16 protein-coding genes and 1 pseudogene are annotated in these 18,861 nt (G+C 58.3%); 7 read left to right on the top strand and 10 right to left on the bottom strand.

The window, feature by feature from the left end; all coding sequences use genetic code 11:
* Positions 1-172: 172 nt before the first annotated feature.
* On the top strand, positions 173-1,036 hold the full coding sequence (locus MKI83_RS02020; RefSeq protein ID WP_241583030.1) for a universal stress protein: 864 nt from the start codon (positions 173-175) through the stop codon (positions 1,034-1,036).
* A gap of 70 nt (positions 1,037-1,106) precedes the next feature.
* Here the strand turns inward: MKI83_RS02020 and MKI83_RS02025 are convergent, their stop codons facing one another.
* From MKI83_RS02025 to MKI83_RS02040, 4 genes are all read right to left on the bottom strand, one after another.
* On the bottom strand, positions 1,107-1,922 hold the full coding sequence (locus MKI83_RS02025) for an FHA domain-containing protein (RefSeq protein ID WP_241583031.1): 816 nt from the start codon (positions 1,920-1,922) through the stop codon (positions 1,107-1,109).
* Between the two features lie 58 nt (positions 1,923-1,980).
* Positions 1,981-3,744: a serine/threonine-protein kinase gene (locus MKI83_RS02030; RefSeq protein WP_241583032.1), complete on the bottom strand. Its 1,764-nt coding sequence runs from the start codon at positions 3,742-3,744 to the stop codon at positions 1,981-1,983.
* Positions 3,745-3,751: 7 nt separating this feature from the next.
* Positions 3,752-4,540, bottom strand: coding sequence for a PP2C family protein-serine/threonine phosphatase (locus MKI83_RS02035; RefSeq protein ID WP_241583033.1), 789 nt, complete (start codon positions 4,538-4,540; stop codon positions 3,752-3,754).
* A gap of 116 nt (positions 4,541-4,656) precedes the next feature.
* Positions 4,657-5,109, bottom strand: coding sequence for a DUF1289 domain-containing protein (locus tag MKI83_RS02040; RefSeq protein WP_241583034.1), 453 nt, complete (start codon positions 5,107-5,109; stop codon positions 4,657-4,659).
* 425 nt (positions 5,110-5,534) lie between these two features.
* Here MKI83_RS02040 and acnB point away from each other — a divergent pair, with 425 nt between their 5' ends.
* Both acnB and MKI83_RS02050 read left to right on the top strand, forming a co-directional pair.
* Positions 5,535-8,144: a bifunctional aconitate hydratase 2/2-methylisocitrate dehydratase gene (acnB, locus tag MKI83_RS02045; protein ID WP_241583035.1), complete on the top strand. Its 2,610-nt coding sequence runs from the start codon at positions 5,535-5,537 to the stop codon at positions 8,142-8,144.
* Positions 8,145-8,362: 218 nt separating this feature from the next.
* The gene (locus MKI83_RS02050) at positions 8,363-8,863 is read left to right on the top strand and encodes a DUF4442 domain-containing protein (RefSeq protein WP_241583037.1); all 501 of its coding nucleotides are present in this window, start codon (positions 8,363-8,365) and stop codon (positions 8,861-8,863) included.
* Positions 8,864-8,884: 21 nt separating this feature from the next.
* Here MKI83_RS02050 and MKI83_RS02055 read toward each other — a convergent pair whose 3' ends face one another.
* Positions 8,885-9,259 (bottom strand): rhodanese-like domain-containing protein, encoded by a 375-nt coding sequence (locus tag MKI83_RS02055; RefSeq protein ID WP_241583039.1) that lies wholly within the window; start codon positions 9,257-9,259, stop codon positions 8,885-8,887.
* Between the two features lie 67 nt (positions 9,260-9,326).
* A pseudogene (locus tag MKI83_RS02060) lies at positions 9,327-10,506 on the bottom strand (Na+/H+ antiporter NhaC family protein).
* Positions 10,507-10,705: 199 nt separating this feature from the next.
* Here MKI83_RS02060 and MKI83_RS02065 point away from each other — a divergent pair.
* Together MKI83_RS02065 and MKI83_RS02070 are read left to right on the top strand one after the other, a co-directional pair.
* Positions 10,706-12,850, top strand: a complete 2,145-nt coding sequence (locus MKI83_RS02065; RefSeq protein WP_241583041.1) for a methyl-accepting chemotaxis protein — start codon at positions 10,706-10,708, stop codon at positions 12,848-12,850.
* A gap of 101 nt (positions 12,851-12,951) precedes the next feature.
* Positions 12,952-13,548: an NADPH-dependent FMN reductase gene (locus MKI83_RS02070; RefSeq protein ID WP_241583043.1), complete on the top strand. Its 597-nt coding sequence runs from the start codon at positions 12,952-12,954 to the stop codon at positions 13,546-13,548.
* Between the two features lie 51 nt (positions 13,549-13,599).
* Here MKI83_RS02070 and MKI83_RS02075 read toward each other — a convergent pair whose 3' ends face one another.
* On the bottom strand, positions 13,600-14,970 hold the full coding sequence (locus MKI83_RS02075; protein ID WP_241583045.1) for a choice-of-anchor I domain-containing protein: 1,371 nt from the start codon (positions 14,968-14,970) through the stop codon (positions 13,600-13,602).
* Between the two features lie 141 nt (positions 14,971-15,111).
* On the opposite strand from MKI83_RS02075, the gene MKI83_RS02080 reads away from it, so the two are divergent.
* Together MKI83_RS02080 and MKI83_RS02085 are read left to right on the top strand one after the other, a co-directional pair.
* Positions 15,112-15,753, top strand: a complete 642-nt coding sequence (locus MKI83_RS02080; RefSeq protein WP_241583047.1) for a hypothetical protein — start codon at positions 15,112-15,114, stop codon at positions 15,751-15,753.
* Between the two features lie 67 nt (positions 15,754-15,820).
* A complete protein-coding gene (locus MKI83_RS02085; protein ID WP_241583049.1) occupies positions 15,821-16,087 on the top strand; it encodes a DUF4404 family protein in 267 nt (88 codons plus the stop codon).
* Between the two features lie 3 nt (positions 16,088-16,090).
* Here MKI83_RS02085 and queF read toward each other — a convergent pair whose 3' ends face one another.
* Genes queF through MKI83_RS02100 form a run of 3 tightly spaced genes read right to left on the bottom strand, consistent with a single transcriptional unit; the run spans position 16,091 to position 18,646 of the window.
* Positions 16,091-16,918, bottom strand: a complete 828-nt coding sequence (gene queF, locus MKI83_RS02090) for an NADPH-dependent 7-cyano-7-deazaguanine reductase QueF (protein ID WP_241583050.1) — start codon at positions 16,916-16,918, stop codon at positions 16,091-16,093.
* 19 nt (positions 16,919-16,937) lie between these two features.
* Positions 16,938-17,717, bottom strand: a complete 780-nt coding sequence (locus MKI83_RS02095; protein WP_241583051.1) for an ABC transporter permease — start codon at positions 17,715-17,717, stop codon at positions 16,938-16,940.
* Complete coding sequence (locus MKI83_RS02100; protein ID WP_241583052.1) at positions 17,714-18,646, bottom strand: ABC transporter ATP-binding protein; 933 nt, start codon at positions 18,644-18,646, stop codon at positions 17,714-17,716. The genes MKI83_RS02095 and MKI83_RS02100 overlap by 4 nt, the downstream gene beginning before the upstream one ends.
* Positions 18,647-18,861 lie beyond the last annotated feature (215 nt).

Here is an 18,861-nt window from a genome sequence, read left to right on the forward strand (position 1 = left end):
GCAACGCCCCTTCGCCTTCGCGACTAAGTTGTGGCAGGCTTGAGCACAAGCGGCACATTATAAGAGGCCAGATTTTCTGCGCCACACATCGAGTTGATATACGTCAACGGCCCAGAATGCAGTCGGGCTACATTACTTGCAGTGATAACTAAAACGATCCCGGGAGACACTTATGCAAGCTATTCGCAGCATTCTGGTGGTAGTTGACGCCAAACTATCCGACGGCTTAGCCCTCAAGCGCGCACAGCTGATTGCTAACGTCACTAAATCGCACCTCCACCTATTAGCCTGCAGCAAAGAGCCACAAGACAGCTTTCTGGCGGGTTTAAGTGCAGGCCTTGCCGCTGATGGCTTTAGCGTTAGCGCGCAAACCGCTTGGCATAAGAGCGAGCACGAAACCATCATCATGGCTCAGCAAGCCGAAGGCTGTGGCTTGGTGGTTAAGCAACATCTGCCGGACAACCCACTGAAAAAAGCCCTGCTCACCCCGGAAGACTGGAAGCTGCTGCGTCACTGTCCAGCCCCGGTCTTGATGGTCAAAACCGAAGCTCCGTGGACCGGCGGCAAAATCCTCGCTGCCGTCGACGTTGGCAACAGCGACAGCGAACACAAAACCATGCACGCCAGCTTGGTAAAACACGCGGTCGACATTGCCGGCCTGGCCCAAGGCCAAGTGCATGTTTTCACCGCCTACCCGGCGCCCATGCTGTCAGCCGCTGATCCCACCTTCCAGCTGCAAGAAACCATCGAAGCGCGCTACCGCGACGCTTGCAAAGGGTTTATGCAAGAGCACCAGCTGAACGAAGGCCAGCTGCACTTAGCGGAAGGCCCAGCCGATGCGCTGATCCCGAAAATTGCCCACGACTTAGGCGCTAGCGTCACCGTCATGGGGACGGTGGCGCGCTCAGGCATCGCCGGCGCCCTGATTGGCAACACCGCCGAAGTGGTGTTGGACGCGCTGGAAACCGACATCTTGGTGCTTAAGCCCGAAGATGTGATGGAGCATCTGGAAACCTTGTTGGCCGGCAACAGCTGAGTCTGACCCGCCAAGCAAAAGCCCCACCCCAGCAACGCTGAGGTGGGGCTTTTTTATTACGCATTACACGTTAGGCCGCCAGCAGCCACCACGCGAGCAGTGCGCCGACACCCACCACCGCCAAGACGAGCGGCAACAATGGCAAGCCCGCCTGAGGCTCTGCGACTGTTTGAGGCTGCGCCACTTCGACGCGCCCTGCCGTGACCGGCTTAGCAATCGGCTTGGGCAGCTCGGACGCCTTCATAAACAGCGTGGCATCTTCATCCACCGCCTGCTGCGCTTGCGTCTTGGGCCCAATGACCAACAGCAGCACTTCACCCATCTGCACCAAGTCACCGGATTGCAGCGCCGCCGTCGCGACCTTTTTTTGGTTGAGCAAAATGCCGTTCGCTGAACCCAAGTCTTTCACTTCCAACAGCCCGTCACGCAGGAAAAACTCCGCATGCCGACGCGACAACTGCGGATCATCAAAGCTCATGTCGCACTTTACCGAGCGACCAAAGGTAAGTGAGCCTTTGAGCGGGAACTTCTTGCCCTGCTCGGCTCCCTTCATCACTTGCAGACTCCACAAAGCGGGCTGCTTGATCGGTTGTTCGCGCTTATTCGGATCACTCAGCGCCAGTTCCACCATGCCTAAGCGCAACACATCACCCGCGCGCAGCTGATAGCGACTGCCAATGCGCTCGCCGTTAACGTAGGTGCCTTTTTCGCTACCGCAATCGCTCAGGTAATAATGGCCACCTTCCTGCTCGATACGCGCATGCTCCGCACTGACCCCACCGCCTTGTACCCGCAAGGCTGCATCCGCCGCGCTGCCTAAGGTCAGGCTGTCTTCGGTTAGCCAGCGTTCAGGCTGGGACTGGTCACAAAAATGCAGTTTCAACATGGTGACACATAACCTCACAACAAAAGAGATGGATGACCGTCACGCCAATGCGTGCGGCTTAATCAAACACTCGATTCCACAACCGGCGTAACGGATTGCTGGACTCAGGAGTACTGGCATTGGGGGCCGTATTAGGCGCCGGGCGAGCCTCCTGTTGACGACTTTGCTTTGCCGCACGCGCGCCCTTGAGCAAGCTTTGGTGCTCGCGCTTAAGACGCAGCAAATCTTCATTCAACGGCTCTACGCTTAATCCCGCCTCGATAAAGGCCAGCGCCGCAGGAAAGTTCAATTGCTGGTAGGCACTACGCGCCTTCTGGGCATAACGCTGCGCCACCTGCTGCAAGCCTGATTGTGCCGGCGCATTATCCGGCGCTTGGGTTAACACCTGATTAAAGTAGTACACCGCACTGTCGTGCTCAGGTTTGAGCAGCTGATCTTGCTGCAGACGCTGCTGGCCCTGCTGCAACAACAGCGCAATATAGGCTTGCTGCACCCGCAGCAAGCCTTGGCTGGCCTCGGGGTGCTCGGGAATGAGTAGCAAGGCTTGCTCAAAGTAATGCTCGGCATTGTCTTGCTCAGGGGTGCGCAATTGCCCCTCACTCAGACGCTGCTCGGCCAGCACCAATAGCTCCGCGACCCGCGCCTGCTTGACCCGCTCAAGCCCTGCCAGCGCGGCCGTATTATCGCTGTCTAAGCGCAACACCGCGTTAAAGCTCGCTTGTGCGTTTTCACCCTTGGGCGAGATAAGCTGACCCAGCGCCAGATACGTCTCGGCTTGCGCCAAGTGCTGATCCATTTTTACCGAACGCAGCCATAACAAACCCAACACCGCAATCAGCAAACCGCCGCCTAACGTCAGCAGGGTCCAGCCCAATACGCTGCGCGGTTGTTGTGATGGCGTCTGCGCTGTCGCCGACGCCTGTGGCGCCGTGCCCGATGAGGCGTGAGCGCGCGACACAGCGGCCTGTTGTGACACATCCAGCGGCAACGCTGGGCGCAGCTGTGTGGCCTCCAACGCTTCGTCATCGTCTACTAAGGCGCTTAGGCGGCCCAGTAGCGTGGCGGCACTGTCCAAGCGCTGCGCCGGGTCTTTTGCCAACAGCGCATCCAGTAACGGCTGATACAGCGCCAGCCCATCCGACAAGCGCGGTACCGGCAACTGCACATGTTTAAGCACCGTTTGCGTGTAGTTATCGCCACGAAAGGGGTTATTGCCCGTGAGCATTTCTAGCCAGATCACGCCCAAGCTGTACAAGTCACAGCGCGCATCAATCTGCTCGCCGCGCGCTTGTTCTGGACTGATGTAGGCAGGGCTGCCAACGGCAATGCCAAACTGCGTCAGCTCGCTGTCCACGGCCAGCTCTTTGGCGATACCAAAATCACTGATCACCGCACTGCCGTCAGCGCGAAATAAAATATTCGCCGGCTTGATATCGCGATGTACCAAGCCACGCTCATGCACAACGCGCAGGCCACTGGCCAATTGGCGCAGTATTTCCAGCGCACGCGCCGGCGCCAACATTTGCCCTTTAAACTGAGTCAAATCGCCGCCAGCGACAAATTCCATAGCAATGAAATGCCGCCCATCGCTTAACTGGCCGATGTCGTAAATGGTGATAATGGCCGGGTGGTGCAGCGAGGCCAAAATATGCCCTTCGCGCACAAAGCGCTCGCTAAACTCGGCGTCGGCCTTGAGCAACACCTTGATCGCCACTTTGCGTTTAAGTGACAACTGGGTCGCCAAATAGACTTCCGCCATGCCGCCTTTACCCAAGCGGCCATGCACTTGATACCCAGGAATCTCGATCAGCACGTCGCTCATCGCCACCTTAACCTCGTCCCCGCGGCAGCCAGCGCAACCACCAAGCGCGCTGGGCGGGCTCAGTCGGTGCGGCGTGCGGCCTTGCAATCAGTACACAAGAAATATTGTCATGCCCGCCGGCGGCTTCTGCCGCGGCGATCAGTTGCAGCACTTGGCTCTCAAGCGGCGCGCGATTCTGACAGAGCTGCGCTAAAGCCGCATCGTCAACCTCAGCACTTAAACCATCACTGCACAGCAGCAGGCTTTCACCGGCGGCTAATTCGCCACGGTAAACCCCGACATCCAACGGTCCAGCCTCGCGACCCAGGCATTGGGTAATCACGTGTCGCCGCGGGTGACTGCGCGCCTGCTCAGGTGCCAGCTGTCCGGCATCCAGCATCGCCTGCACCCAGCTGTGGTCACGACTGAGTTGGCGCAGCCCATTGGCATCACAGGCATAGGCGCGACTATCGCCCACCCACGCCAGCTCGTAGTGGTAACCCTGAAAAACCACCGCCACCACGGTCGAGCCCATACCAACGCGATCAGCATGACCTTGCGCTTGTTCCAGCACCCACGCGTTAGCTTGTTGGATGGCTTGCTCCAAGCTGTGCCCGGCGCGCAATGCGCTTTCTAGGCTTTGCAGCACGAGCGCACTGGCTAGCTCACCTTTTTGGTAACCGCCCATGCCATCGGCCACGGCCCACAAGCCAAGCTCGGGCACCGACAACAACGCATCTTCATTATGCTCGCGCACTAAACCGACCACGCTGTGCGCGCAGTACTCTAAATAGGCGGGCGAATTGGCATTCGACATAAGCGCAGCAACACTTCAATAACCAGTGGCCATCATGCCTTGGCCTTCAGCGAGCGGCTACGACCAGTCACGAACGAGCCCGCGAAGTGTTAATGCGTCGAGGTTTTATTGCGGGCTTAAAACAGCCCAGGCTGGATATAACGCTGGTAATGCGCTTCCGAAAGCACGAAATACTCATGCTCAATCGCATCGCGCAGAGCTGGCAACGAATATTCGCGAAACGCCGCCGTGACCACCACACCGTACTGATCCAATTGGGTGATCTGCCCCGCTCCGCGCTGAATCAGACGGTAAGCCAAGTAATACGGGTTGTCGCTGTCTTTGGGCAGCATGCTGCGAATATGCAGTTGTTGTTTCAGCAGCGGCAGATCAAAAACTTGCAAGCGCGCGCTAACCACCTGCACTAATAAAGTCTCTAAGCGCCGCCACACCGCCAGCCGCGCGACGTCGTCATAGCCATTCCAGCCCACCACCTCGTGGTGGAAGCGCTTACAGCCACGACACACCAGATCGCCATACACCGTTGAACACAACCCCACACACGGTGTTTTGACCCGCTCGACACTCATACCGCCACTTCACTCATTCATTGCCACGGCGGCTATGTTAGCCCTTTGTCTAGGCCACTTCACCCTGCACAGAGGCCGTCGCTCTGCTTAACTTTAATGCCGCATTCCAGTAGAATTAGGCCGCTTTGTAGGAAGCGCCTCGACTTAAGGCTCCCTTAATCTCGCGCTTTTCTACACTGGCCTTAGCCCAAACGAAGCTGTTTTCAAAGCGTCACGCGCTTTGGCGATCCGCCTAGGGTTTCGCGCAGACACCCCTCCCTGCGCGCCCATTGTCATCTTGGCGGCGTAAAACTTTGAAAGCAGCTTCGCTTAAGCCGTTGCACTGATTGGCAGGGTCGCTCACAAAGCGGCGAGCGCAATCAGGTGACGGAACGCTAGATATAAGTCCCACACCGCCTGTTGGGACCACTGATGAGGGTAAAACTGTGCTTGAAGCCTATCGCAAACACGTAGAAGAACGCGCCGCCCAAGGCGTCGTACCTCAGCCGCTGAACGCCGAGCAGACCGCTGCGCTGGTGGAACTGCTGAAGAATCCCCCGGCTGGTGAAGAAGCCTTCCTGGTCGACCTGATCACCAACCGCGTACCACCGGGCGTGGACGAGGCTGCCTACGTGAAGGCGGGCTTCCTGTCTGCCGTCGCCAAAGGCGAAGCCACTTCCCCGCTGCTGGACAAAAAGCGCGCGGTAGAACTGCTGGGCACCATGCAAGGCGGCTACAACATCGCCACCATGGTTGAACTGCTCGACAGCGCCGAGCTGGCCGACGTCGCCGCTACGCAGCTCAAGCACACCCTGCTGATGTTTGATGCCTTCCACGACGTGGCTGAAAAAGCCAAAGCCGGTAACGCACAAGCCAAAGCAGTGATGCAGTCTTGGGCCGATGCTGAGTGGTTTAAGTCGCGTCCTGCGATCGCCGAGAAAGTCACCCTGACCGTGTTCAAGGTGCCTGGCGAAACCAACACCGACGACCTGTCCCCAGCGCCTGACGCGTGGTCCCGTCCAGACATCCCACTGCACGCCGTAGCCATGCTGAAAATGGCCCGCGACGGCATCGAGCCTGAGCAGCCCGGTTCAGTTGGCCCGCTCAAGCAAATCGAAGCCGTTAAAGCCAAGGGCTTCCCCGTCGCCTACGTCGGCGACGTGGTCGGTACCGGTTCTTCGCGCAAATCAGCCACCAACTCGGTGCTGTGGTTCTTCGGCGACGATATTCCCTACGTACCGAACAAGCGTGCTGGCGGCTACTGCTTCGGCACCAAGATTGCCCCCATCTTCTACAACACCATGGAAGATGCCGGCGCTCTGCCCATCGAATTCGACTGCACCGACCTCGCCATGGGCGACGTAATCGACGTTTACCCGATGAAAGGCGAAGTTCGCCGTCACGGTAGCGACGAGCTGGTCACCACCTTCGAGCTGAAGACTGACGTACTGCTGGACGAAGTCCGTGCCGGCGGCCGTATTCCGCTGATCATCGGTCGCGGTCTGACTGAAAAAGCCCGCGCTGAATTGGGCTTGGCTGCCTCTACCGACTTCAAAAAGCCGGTTGCTCCGGCTGACAGCGGCAAGGGCTTCACCCTGGCGCAGAAGATGGTTGGCCGTGCGTGCGGCCTGCCAGAAGGTCAAGGCGTTCGTCCGGGCACTTACTGTGAGCCGAAGATGACCACCGTGGGCTCGCAAGACACCACCGGCCCGATGACCCGTGACGAGCTGAAAGACTTGGCTTGCTTGGGCTTCTCTGCCGACCTGACCATGCAGTCTTTCTGTCACACCGCGGCTTACCCCAAGCCGATCGACGTGACCACTCACCACACCCTGCCTGACTTCATCATGACCCGTGGCGGCGTTTCCCTGCGTCCGGGCGACGGCATCATCCACAGCTGGCTGAACCGTATGCTGCTGCCGGACACCGTGGGTACTGGTGGTGACTCGCACACCCGCTTCCCGATGGGCATTTCGTTCCCAGCCGGTTCTGGCTTGGTGGCCTTCGCCGCCGCTACCGGCGTGATGCCGCTGGACATGCCTGAGTCGGTACTGGTGCGCTTCAAGGGTAAGATGCAGCCTGGCATCACCCTGCGCGACCTGGTTCACGCGATTCCTTACTACGCGATTCAGCAAGGCCTGCTGACCGTTGAGAAGAAAGGCAAGAAGAACATCTTCTCTGGCCGCGTGCTGGAAATCGAAGGCCTGAACGAGCTGACCGTTGAACAAGCCTTCGAGCTGTCTGACGCCTCGGCTGAGCGTTCTGCTGCTGGCTGCACCATCAAGCTGCCAGAAAACGCCATTGCTGAATACCTCAAGTCCAACATCACCCTGCTGCGTTGGATGATCAGCGAAGGCTACGGTGATCCACGTACTCTGGAGCGTCGTGCTCAGGCGATGGAAGCCTGGCTGGCCAACCCAGAACTGATGGAAGCGGACAAAGACGCCGAGTACGCCGCCGTGATCGAAATCGATCTGGCCGACGTCAACGAGCCTGTTCTGTGCGCCCCGAACGATCCGGACGACGCCCGTCTGCTGTCCACCGTTGCCGGTGAGAAGATCGACGAAGTGTTCATCGGTTCGTGCATGACCAACATCGGTCACTTCCGCGCTGCCGGTAAGCTGCTGGAGAAGGTCAAGGGCGGCATTCCGACCACCCTGTGGCTGGCTCCGCCAACCAAGATGGACCAACACCAGCTGGTTGAAGAAGGCTACTACGGCATCTACGGCAAGGCTGGCGCACGCATGGAAATGCCGGGCTGCTCGCTGTGCATGGGTAACCAAGCGCGCGTGAAGACGGGTTCGACCGTGGTTTCCACCTCGACTCGTAACTTCCCCAACCGTCTGGGCGATGCCACCAACGTCTTCTTGGCGTCGGCTGAGCTAGCGGCTGTGGCCTCGATCATCGGCAAGCTGCCGACGGTAGCCGAATACATGGAATACGCGAAGAACATCGACAGCATGGCTGCCGACGTTTACCGCTACCTGTCATTCGACCAGATCGCCGAGTTCAAAGACGCGGCTAAAAACGCTCAGATTCCGGCTGTTCAAGTCTAAATCTGCGCGCACTGCGCTAGCTTGCTAGCGCAACAAAAGCCCTGCTTCGGCGGGGCTTTTGTTTATCTGCCGCTTTTAATAAGCCGCGCACTTGGCTAAAGCGCCAGCCGCCTCGGCCATTTCGGCACTAGGCCAACGCCATACGCTCTGCCAGACTCAGCGCCCCTTTGATCGTTGTCAGGCCACTGCGTTTGCCTGCGCCCCACCCGAGAAACGCCATGACCAGCCAGTACAAACCCAACCGCCTCACCCGCATCGTCAACATCCTGCACAAACTCCCTACCAGCTGGTACAGCCCGCTGATTACTTGGGTGTTTGGCAGCAATGTGAAGTTTGCCGGCACCGCCAAGATCAAAATCCATGAGCTGACCCACGAGCGCTCTGTGATGTCGATCGGCAACCGCCGCAAAGTGCAAAACCACATCAAAGGTGTACACGCAGCGGCCATGGCCTTGGTTGCCGAATCTGCCACCGGCTTTTCGGTCGGCATGAACGTACCGGACGACAAGCTACCGGTGATCAAAACCCTGAAAGTGGATTATTTAAAGCGTGCCACCGGCGCTCTAACCGCCACGGCGACGCTGACGCCTGAGCAAATCCATGCGATTCATACCCAAGACAAGGGCGAAGTGCAGGTCAATATCAAGGTCGTCGACGAAGCCGGCATCGAGCCGATTCAATGCGAAATGCTGTGGGCGTGGATCAGTAAGAAGCGCTAAGCCGACCTGCACGGGCACAGATTAAGGCGCGTCGCCCATCACCACCGGGCGACCCGCACCGCGCCACTCGATAAAGTCGCCTTGTAAGTGCAATACCTGCGAGAAGCCTGCGGCCTCTAGCTGGCTGATGGCCATGCGAGTCCGCGCGCCGCTGTGGCAATACACCACCACCGGCTGCTGCTGATAAGCACTGAGTTCATTGAGTCGCGCCGCGAGTTGTTCATGGCTGATGTTGTGCGCGCCCGGGATATGCCCTGCGGCGTATTCATTCGGGCTGCGCACATCCAACAACAGCGCCGCCGGCTTGGTGCTTAACTGCTCAGCACTGATCAAGTCTGCCGCGTGTAGCGCGCCGCTGCACACGCCAAGCAACAGCAAAATCCCTAAGAAACGCATACCGACCTCCACTCACCGCCAGCCTTAAGACTGACAGTGCGTCGTGACGCTTTCAAGCCAAGCGGCCTTACAGCAGCACCGCGGCCAAGGTGCCAAACACCAGCAAAGGCACGTTGTAGTGCACAAAGGTAGGCACCACGCTATCCCAAATATGATGGTGTTGACCGTCCACATTGAGCCCCGCAGTCGGGCCTAAGGTTGAGTCAGACGCCGGCGAGCCGGCATCGCCCAGTGCTCCAGCCGTCCCCACCAAACACACGATGGCTAAGGGACTAAAGCCCAGCTGCAGGGCCAACGGCACATAGATTGCCGCAATAATCGGCACGGTAGAGAACGACGAACCAATCCCCATGGTGATCAGCAACCCGACCAGCAGCATCAACAGCGCCGCCAACAGTTTGCTATCACCCATCACGCCTGCCGCACTGCTGACCAACGACTCAATCTCGCCGGTACTGCGCATCACTTCGGCAAAGCCCGAGGCCGCGATCATGATGAAACCGATCATGGCCATCATCTTCATGCCTTCGGTAAACAGGCCGTCGGCCTCACGCCAGCGCACCACGCCAGAGAGGGAAAACAACACAAAGCCTGACAGCGCGCCAATAATCATCGAGTCGAGCCACAGCTGGACGGCAAATGCCAACAACACCGCCGCACCGGCAACCCATAGGCTCAGCGGGTTGTAGTCTGCTTTGACTGACTCAACCTTGGCGATTTTAGCCACGTCGTAGTCACGCGGCTTGCGGTAGCTCACCAGCACCGCCAGCAACAAACCCAGCAACATGCCTAACGCCGGCAAAGCCATGGCCTGCATCACCGACAAGCCTTCGATGGCCAAGCCGCTTTTCGCCAAGTTGGCCAGCAGGATCTCATTGAGGTAAATCGCCCCAAACCCTGTCGGCAAAAACATATACGGCGTGACCAAACCGAAGGTGATCACACACGCCAGCAAGCGCCGATCAAGGCGCAGCTTAGCCATCACATACAGCAACGGCGGCACCAACAGCGGGATAAACGCGATATGGATTGGCAGCACGTTTTGCGAAGCCACCGCCACCAGCAGCAACACCGCCAACAACAACCAACGCACCACGCCGGCAGCACGCGCCGTCGGCGCCTGCCCAATTAAGCCAAGCGCTTTATCCGCCAGCGCATAACGCGCCAACGATCAGCGCCACCACTACGTGCACGCGCACTAAACTCAACAACAACATCACCGCGACAGCGGCCACGACAGCATTCATGCTTTCCTCTCGTGCAAAGCCTGTGACAAAAAAAGGGGGGGCACTGTGCGCACGCTGGCCCCTAGAGTCAAAAAAACTTGTTCTCGCCGGTAGGTTTGCGCCTTGGCTTCTAAACTGGATAGCAGCAACAGCACTCAAGCCCACCGCGTGCTGGTCGATACAAAGCCGGTATAAAACCAATCAACAAGGAAGCCGAACCATGCTGTTAAAGCGGTTATCCATTCAGTGGCGCATTCTACTGTTGAGCGCCATCAGCCTATTGATGGTGGTCAGCGTCTTGGTCGGACTATCGATCTACCGTGCAGGCGAAATGCGTGACGGGATTAAAGATGCCTCGCAAGCCTTGCTGGATGACTGGGCCAAGAAGCGCATCGACGCCCGCGGCCGCGAGTGGGCATTAACCCTGCAAAGCGAGTTCCGCGACGCCTTCAACTATGGCCGTGGCTTAGCCGCGCAAGTGGAATTTTTACGCTCGCAGCAGCAAAAACGCATGCTTGCCGCCTCTGGCCTGCGTGAAGACATGACCGCGCAAATCCGTGGCGCACTGGAGGACTTCCCAGATCTCATCGGTGTCTACGTGGCCTTCGAGCCGGACGGCCTCGACAGAAAAGACTACATGTTCGCCAACCAACAGGCGCTAGGCAGCAACGACAAAGGGCGCTTTTCGGTGTACTGGAGCTGGGACGACAGCCGCCAACCAAGCCTTGAAGTGATGAGCGAAGAAAACCTCGGCGATACCACCCCAGGCCCCAGCGGTGCGCCCTACAACGCGTGGTACACCTGCCCGCTGCAAACCAAACAAACGTGCGTACTGGAGCCTTATGTCGATCAAGTCGCCGGCCAAGACACGTTAATGACCAGCATCGCCTATCCACTGCACGCCGGTGAGCGGATTGTGGGCGTGGTCGGCCTCGATATTTCACTGAAGAACTTTCAAAGCACCGCCAGCCACGGCAGCGATGTGCTGTTTGAGGGCCACGGCGAGATCAGCATCTTCAGCCCTAGTGGCTTAATCGCCGGCAGCAGCAACCACGCCACCTTGCTCGGCAAGCCGGTTAAAGCCGAGCTACCAGAACTGCACCAAGCCATGGGCGATCTGCTTGGCAGCACGGCGGCCAAAGGCTTCAACAGCAACGACATGCTGAGCTTTTACAGCCCCATCGTGCCGATTCCCGGCGCCAAACCGTGGGGCCTATTACTGCAAGTGCCGGAAAAAGTCTTGCTGCGCCCCGCCTTAGAGCTTGCCGAGCAAATGGACAGCCAAAACCTTGTCAGCACCAACCTCGCGCTCATCAGCGGCTTGGTGATGAGCGTGATTGGCTTGCTGTTGGCGTGGCTGAATGCGCGCAGCGTGGTCACGCCGTTGCAACAGGTTTCCGCACGCTTGAAGGAGATCGCCACCGGCGACGGCGACCTGACCCAACGCCTGCGCTACAACAATCCAGACGAACTGGGCGAGTTGTCCGGCTGGTTTAACCGCTTCCTCGACAAGTTGCAGCCGATCATCGCCGATGTAAAAACATCCGTGGTCGACGCCCGCGCCACCGCTGACAGCGCCGCCAATATCGCCGGCCAAACCAGCAATGGCATGCAGCAGCAGTTTCGCGAAATCGAGCAAGTGGCCACGGCCTCTCAAGAGATGTCCCACACCGCGCACGAAGTCACCTCCAGCGCAGCGCAAGCCGCTGAAGCCGCGCGCAGTGCCGAGGGTGCCAGCAGCCAAGGCATGCAAGTTATCAATGCCACGACCGGCAGCATCGACACCCTCGCCCGCGACATGAGCACGGCGATGGCCCGCGTAGAAAAACTCGCCGACAACAGCGAGCAAATCGGCTCAGTGCTGGAGGTCATCCGCGCGATTGCCGAGCAAACCAACCTGCTGGCCCTCAATGCCGCCATCGAAGCGGCCCGCGCCGGCGAGCAAGGCCGCGGGTTTGCCGTCGTCGCCGACGAAGTGCGCAACTTAGCCAAACGCACGCAAGACTCGGTGGAAGAAATCCGCCAGGTCATCGAAGACCTGCAAAAAGGCACGGTTGAGGTGGTCGGGGCCATGCAGTCCAGCCACCAACACGCCCAAGGCAGCGTCAGCCAAGTGCAAAAAGCCGTGGAGGCGCTGGATAAAATCCGCCAGTCGGTCAGCGTGATCAACGACATGAACCTGCAAATCGCCAGTGCCGCTGAAGAGCAAAGCGCCGTGGCTGAAGAGGTCACCCGCAATGTGGCCGGCATTCGCGATGTCACCGAATCGCTCTCAGGGCAGGCGGATGAGTCGGCGCGTATCAGTCAGGCGCTGAACGACCTAGCCAGCCACCAACAACAACTGATGGAGCAATTTCGCACCTAGTTGGCCGTAAAAGCTCATCACAACGGTACGCTGCCGCCTTGTGACGGCAGCGTACCTGCTCTAGCCTGAGGCATTCTTGAAGCAATACTAAGGACACCCTCATGGCTAACATTGCCTTCGTCGCAGGCTCCAGCCGCGCTAACAGCCAAAGCAGCAAAGTCGCCCGCTTTCTGCGTCAACGCGCCATAGCCCTCGGTCTGTGTGACGACGCCAACAGCAGCGTGATCGACTTAGGTCTCGTGCCACTGCCGTTATGGCCAGCCGAAGATGAAGGCCCGTGGGCACTGTTCGCGCAGCAGCTGGCCGCCGCGGATGCCGTGGTGATCATCAGCCCAGAGTGGAATGGCATGGCCGCGCCGGCGATCAAAAACTTCTTTATCTATGCCAGCAAAGCGCAATTGGCCCATAAGCCTGGGCTATTGGTCGGTGTATCTGCAGGCGTGGGCGGTGCTTATCCCATCAGCGAATTACGCGCCTCTAGCTACAAAAATTGCCGCCTGTGCTACCTGCCCGAACACTTGATCGTGCGCGACGTTGAGCACGTCTTGAATCTGCCCGAGCCCAGCAGCGAAGCGGATCAGTACTTGCGCGAGCGCATTGATTACACCTTGGGCTTACTGGGCTTATACAGCAGCGCCCTGACCAGCGTGCGCGCAGCCGCTGACATGAGCGACAAACGCTTTACCAACGGCATGTAACACGGCGTTGGCGCAGGCCGCACACCACCTGCGCCAACGCGCCTGTCGTGCTTACAGAACCAGCTCTAACAAAGCGACCTGACCGCTTTCTTCCAGCCCAGTCACTACATAGTGACGGCCTTCGATCACCACATGCGCTAAGCCTTCGGGCGCAATTTCACCGCTGCCGGCGCCTTCGCCCAAGGGCAAAACCTGCACCACCTTTGGCTCGGCAATGTTTTCTAGACTTACCAAGGCCAGCGCATCGGCACGCTCCAGCGCCACGACGGCCCATAACTGCTCATCAGCCACAAAGCTCACCACGTTCTCAGGCTCGCTACCTTTGGCGGGGCTTCGCGCATCGGGATACACGCCCGCAGCGCTGGCCATGTCATCCAATTGCGCGCCGGTATCGGCCACAAACGCTCCGGTGGCGGCATTAAAGATGCTCAACGTACGGCCACCGCCAGCGGGCTGACCTGCTTTGAGCTTTTTCACTTTAGGCTCGGTATCGCCCTCATCGGCCGTCAGCAAATATGCGCCATCTGGGGTCAACGCAATGCCGTCGGGCTCACGCAGTGCTGTCAGGGCAAAGTCTGCTTGGTATTGGCCGTCTTCCTTGGCGTCTGCCGCGTGCTGCGTCATCCCCATACCCCACACCTGCGCGATGCTGCCCTTGGCGATATCGAGCTGTAACACGGCGTTATTTTCCTGCAGGCTGACGTAGGCAAAACGCCCATCAGGGCTAAACGCCACGTACTCAGGCTCCAAGTGCTCCGGGCTGTTGTCGAAGGGCAAGGTGATTTCTGCACCGTTAATTTCGCGCTCTAATTTGCGCCCGTGCTGCGGCGCAACCATATCGGGGTGACCATGCAGCGCCGGCAGGCTAATTTCTTGATGTTGCCACTGCGCAGGCTCGCCAGCCGTCTTCAACAAGCTCAGCGAGCCCCGTGCGGTGACGAAGCCCTTACCCAGCGGCACATAACCTTCGCCCTCATTGGCGACCAACAAGTGCTGACCGTCTGGGCTGAAAGCCAAGCTATCTGGCCATACGCCAATCGGCAAACTGGCCAAGGGCGCCCCTTTAGTTGCATCGAGCACCAGCACGCGGCCACGCTGCAAAGCATCGGCATGTCGCACGGCTATCGCTAAATAGTCGTGCTTGGGATGAAAAGCGACGGCGGTTATTTCTTCGCCCTCTTCGACTAAATCAGCAAAGCGCGACTGCGCGTGCAAGCCCTTGGCGCTAATCCCCAGTACATCGACTAAGCCTTCTTCACTGTTGGACACCGCGACACGCTGGGATTGCGCTTGAATGCTGACAATCTCCGTGCCCTTGGCAAATCCCGAGGCCCACATATCCTTTGGGACTAACTCGGCGGCAGTCACTTGCAGGCTCATCAGCAACGCGCTGGTCAGCACGCTGTACTTTGCATATTTCATTGCCACACTCCGCATCGGTTGAAGTGGCGGCAGTGTGCACAGCCCATATAACAAGTCCATGACAGCGCAAGACACTTGCCACGTCATCCTGTCGTCACAAAAACACCTTAGTGTGTTGCCTCGGCCACTGATGAGGTGCCTATGCCCACACCCTACGCCCTGCACTCTGTGCTGTTTAGCCTATGCGGCAGTTTGGTGGATTTCGGCAGCCATTGCCGCAGCCACTGGCAACGCCACGCGGATCATTCCGCCCTGCTGGGCGTGGCCGAAACACAATCCAAGCAGCTGATCGCCGGGGCGGCCACCTGCCTGCAGCACCTGCATCAACACGACGTTCGTTATGCCTGGGTAGACGACTTACCGAGCGCTGCGTGTCGCGTGCTGCAACAGCCCTTGAGCGACATTGCCCCTCAGTTAGCCGCGCCGCAAGCCAACCCAGATACCCGCCCGTGGCCCGCGCCAGATCGCCTATGGCAAGCATTAAGCCACATCGAAGCACCGGCACTGCAAGGCAGCGTATTGGTTTCCAGCGACCCCGCCACCCTGCAAGCCGGCCTCAACGCAGGGCTTTGGTGCGTGGGCCTCGCCGTCAGCAGCCAACAGATCGGCCTGAGTGAAGAGCAATGGCAAGCATTACCGGCCAATCAGCAAGATGCTCTGCGCGCCCAAGCCACGTTGAGCCTGTTTAAGCTCGGCGTACATTCGGTGGTGGATAGCGTCAGTGAGTTGCCGGTATGCCTGGACGACATTGCCCAGCGCCTCAGCCACGGCGAACGCCCTTGATGTAAATCAGGCAGCTACGGCGCTTTTGCATTACCCTGAAAGTAAGCCTTATTTCAGGGAGCAAGCCATGCCGCGTAAGACTTTGCAGCAACAACTCGACACCCTGCGTCAGCAGCTCGCCGAGCCCGCGCAACTCAGTGATGACGACCGCCATGCACTGCTGGAACTGGCCAAGGACATCGAGCGCTTTAGCGAGCAAGACGAAGCTACCATGCCCGATGACAACTTGGTTGACGGCGTTAACTTGGCGGTGGAGCGCTTTGAGGCGGAGTTTCCCGCACTGACCGGCACCTTGCGCAACGTGCTGCAAGCGCTGGCCAGCATGGGCATTTAAACTTTACTGACGAGCCAGTCGCGACCACACCGGCGCCGCGCTAGAGGTCGAACGGTACGGATTAATATCCAAGCCGCCACGACGCACATAACGCGCGTAAACGGTGAGCTCAGCGGCCTCGCCCAGCAGCGCGCGCAGATCACAAAAAATGCGCTCTACGCATTGCTCATGAAAGTCCGCATGCTGACGAAACGACACCAGATACGCCAGCACACTGGCGTGATCCAATTGCGGGCCACGGTAATTAATCACCACGCTGCCCCAGTCCGGCTGCCCGGTGACGGGGCAGTTGGATTTAAGCAAGTGACTGTACAGATGCTCCACCACGCTATGCCCGGCCTCATCCAGCTTAAGCAAGCCCGCATCGAGCTGATACTGCGATAGCGGCACATCCAGATCATCCAAACACACGCCCTGCAGCGGCTGCGCCAGTGGCGCGCTGTTCAATCCATACAACTGCACGTGCACCGGCTTACCGGCCGCCGCGCTTAAGTCTCGTTGCAACACCTCGCGCACCTGCTCAGCGTCGGCGTACACCGTCTGGTTCAGCGAGTTGAGGTATAGCTTGAACGACTTTGACTCGATGATATTGGGCGAGTCGGCGGCAATGCTGAACTCAGCAATTGCCACCACCGGCTTTCCTGATGGCAACAGCCACGACAACTCGTAGCAAGTCCATACATCCACCCCAACAAACGGCAGCGCGGCGCTGTCTAAACCCAGCTCAGCCCATTTGGGCGCGCGTGGAATGGGGTACAGCAGCTCAGGACTGTAATGATCGCGATACTCGCTGGATTTACCCAGCGGCGAGTGCAGGACATCGTTGTGCATGATTGGCTCTCGTTCTGAATTACTGACGCATGCCCGTGCCATTGACCAGTAAGCGCCACGCCACGCCGTACAGCACAGCCACCGCTACTATCATCATGGCCAACGCCACGCCAATCGAAATATCGGACACGCCCAAAATGCCATAACGGAAGGCGTTCACCATATGCAGGATCGGGTTGACCATGGAAACCTGCTGCCAAAACTCGGGCAGCAAATTGATCGAATAAAACACGCCGCCAAGATAGGTCAGCGGCGTGAGCACAAAGGTCGGAATGATGGAAATATCATCAAAGCTGCGCGCATACACCGCGTTAATAAACCCACCCAAGGCAAACACTGTGGCCGTGAGCAGCACTACCAACACGGTTAAACCCAAGTGATGCACGCTTAAATCGGTAAAGAACAACGACAGCAGCGTGACAATAAAGCCGACCATCAAGCCACGCAGCACGCCACCAGCGACATAACCCAACAAAATCACATGCGCCGAAACCGGCGCCACCATCAGCTCCTCCACCGAGCGTTGAAACTTGGTGCTAAAGAAACTCGACACCACGTTGCTGTAGGCGTTGGTGATCACCGACATCATGATCAAACCCGGCACGATGTACTGCATGTAATCGAAGCCACCCATTTCGCCGATACGGCTGCCGATCAGGTTGCCAAAAATCACAAAATACAGCGCCATGGTGATGGCTGGCGGCAGCAGGGTTTGCGGCCAAATGCGCATAAAGCGGCGCACTTCTTTTTGCACAATGGTGTACAGCGCGACTCGCGCCGCGCTTAGGTGCTCACTCATGCGGAGGTCTCCTCAAGGTTTTTCTCAACCAAGGAGACAAACAACTCCTCAAGGCGATTGGTTTTATTGCGCAGGCTTAACACCTCAATGCCCTGCGCCTGTAACTGGGCAAATAAGGCGGTCATGCCCTGCGCCTTCTCCACTTGCACTTCTAGGTTGTGGCTATCCAACAGCTTGACCGGATAGCCCTGCAAATCAGGCGCAACGGTTTGCGGCTCTTTTAAGTCGAGCACGAAGGTCTCGAGGTGCAGGGTTTTCAACAACTCGCGCATGCTGGTGTGCTCAGCAATCTTGCCGTGATCGATGATCGCGATATTGCGGCACAGCTGTTCCGCTTCTTCTAAGTAGTGGGTGGTCAAAATAATGGTCACCCCTTGCGCGTTCAACTCGCTCAAAAAGCTCCACATTGAGCGGCGCAACTCAATATCCACCCCGGCGGTCGGCTCATCCAAAATCAGCAAGCGCGGTTCGTGAATCAACGCTCGGGCAATCATCAAGCGCCGCTTCATCCCGCCGGACAACATCCGCGTGGCCACATCGCGCTTATCCCACAAGCCCAATTGCTTGAGGTACTTTTCAGCACGTTCGGCGGCCAATTTGCGCGCAATACCGTAGTAACCGGCTTGGGTGACCAGAATATCGAAGGTTTTTTCGAACTGGTTAAAGTTGAACTCTTGCGGCACCACGCCCAAGCAGCGCTTAACCCCAATCAGGTCGGTATCGAGATCATGCCCAAACACCTCCACCTGCCCTGAGGTTTTGGTCACCAACGACGACAGAATGCCAATGGTGGTGGACTTACCCGCGCCGTTTGGGCCGAGCAAAGCAAAGAAGTCACCCTCCTGCACTTCAAGGTCGATCCCCTTGAGGGCAGAGAAGCCGTTGCCATAGGTTTTTTGCAATTGGCGAATGCGCAGCGCCTGAGTCATGGAGCAGCCATTGTGGTAGCGGGTAGACGCTCAGTTATGGGGGTAATGCCTAAGCTTTACAAGGTACGACAGCAATTTAGCCATACACCGTGCAGTCAGCTTTAAAGTGCACAGCGCTTAGAACCAGCCTTAAGCCGGCAGGTTCTAAGCATGTCGATCAGCGCCTGTAAAAACAACAAAACCGCCCAAAGGCGGCTTTGTTGGCAACACAGGTG

The sequence above is a fragment of the Atopomonas sediminilitoris genome, from assembly GCF_022601735.1.
GTDB classification, from domain to species: Bacteria; Pseudomonadota; Gammaproteobacteria; order Pseudomonadales; family Pseudomonadaceae; genus Atopomonas; species Atopomonas sediminilitoris.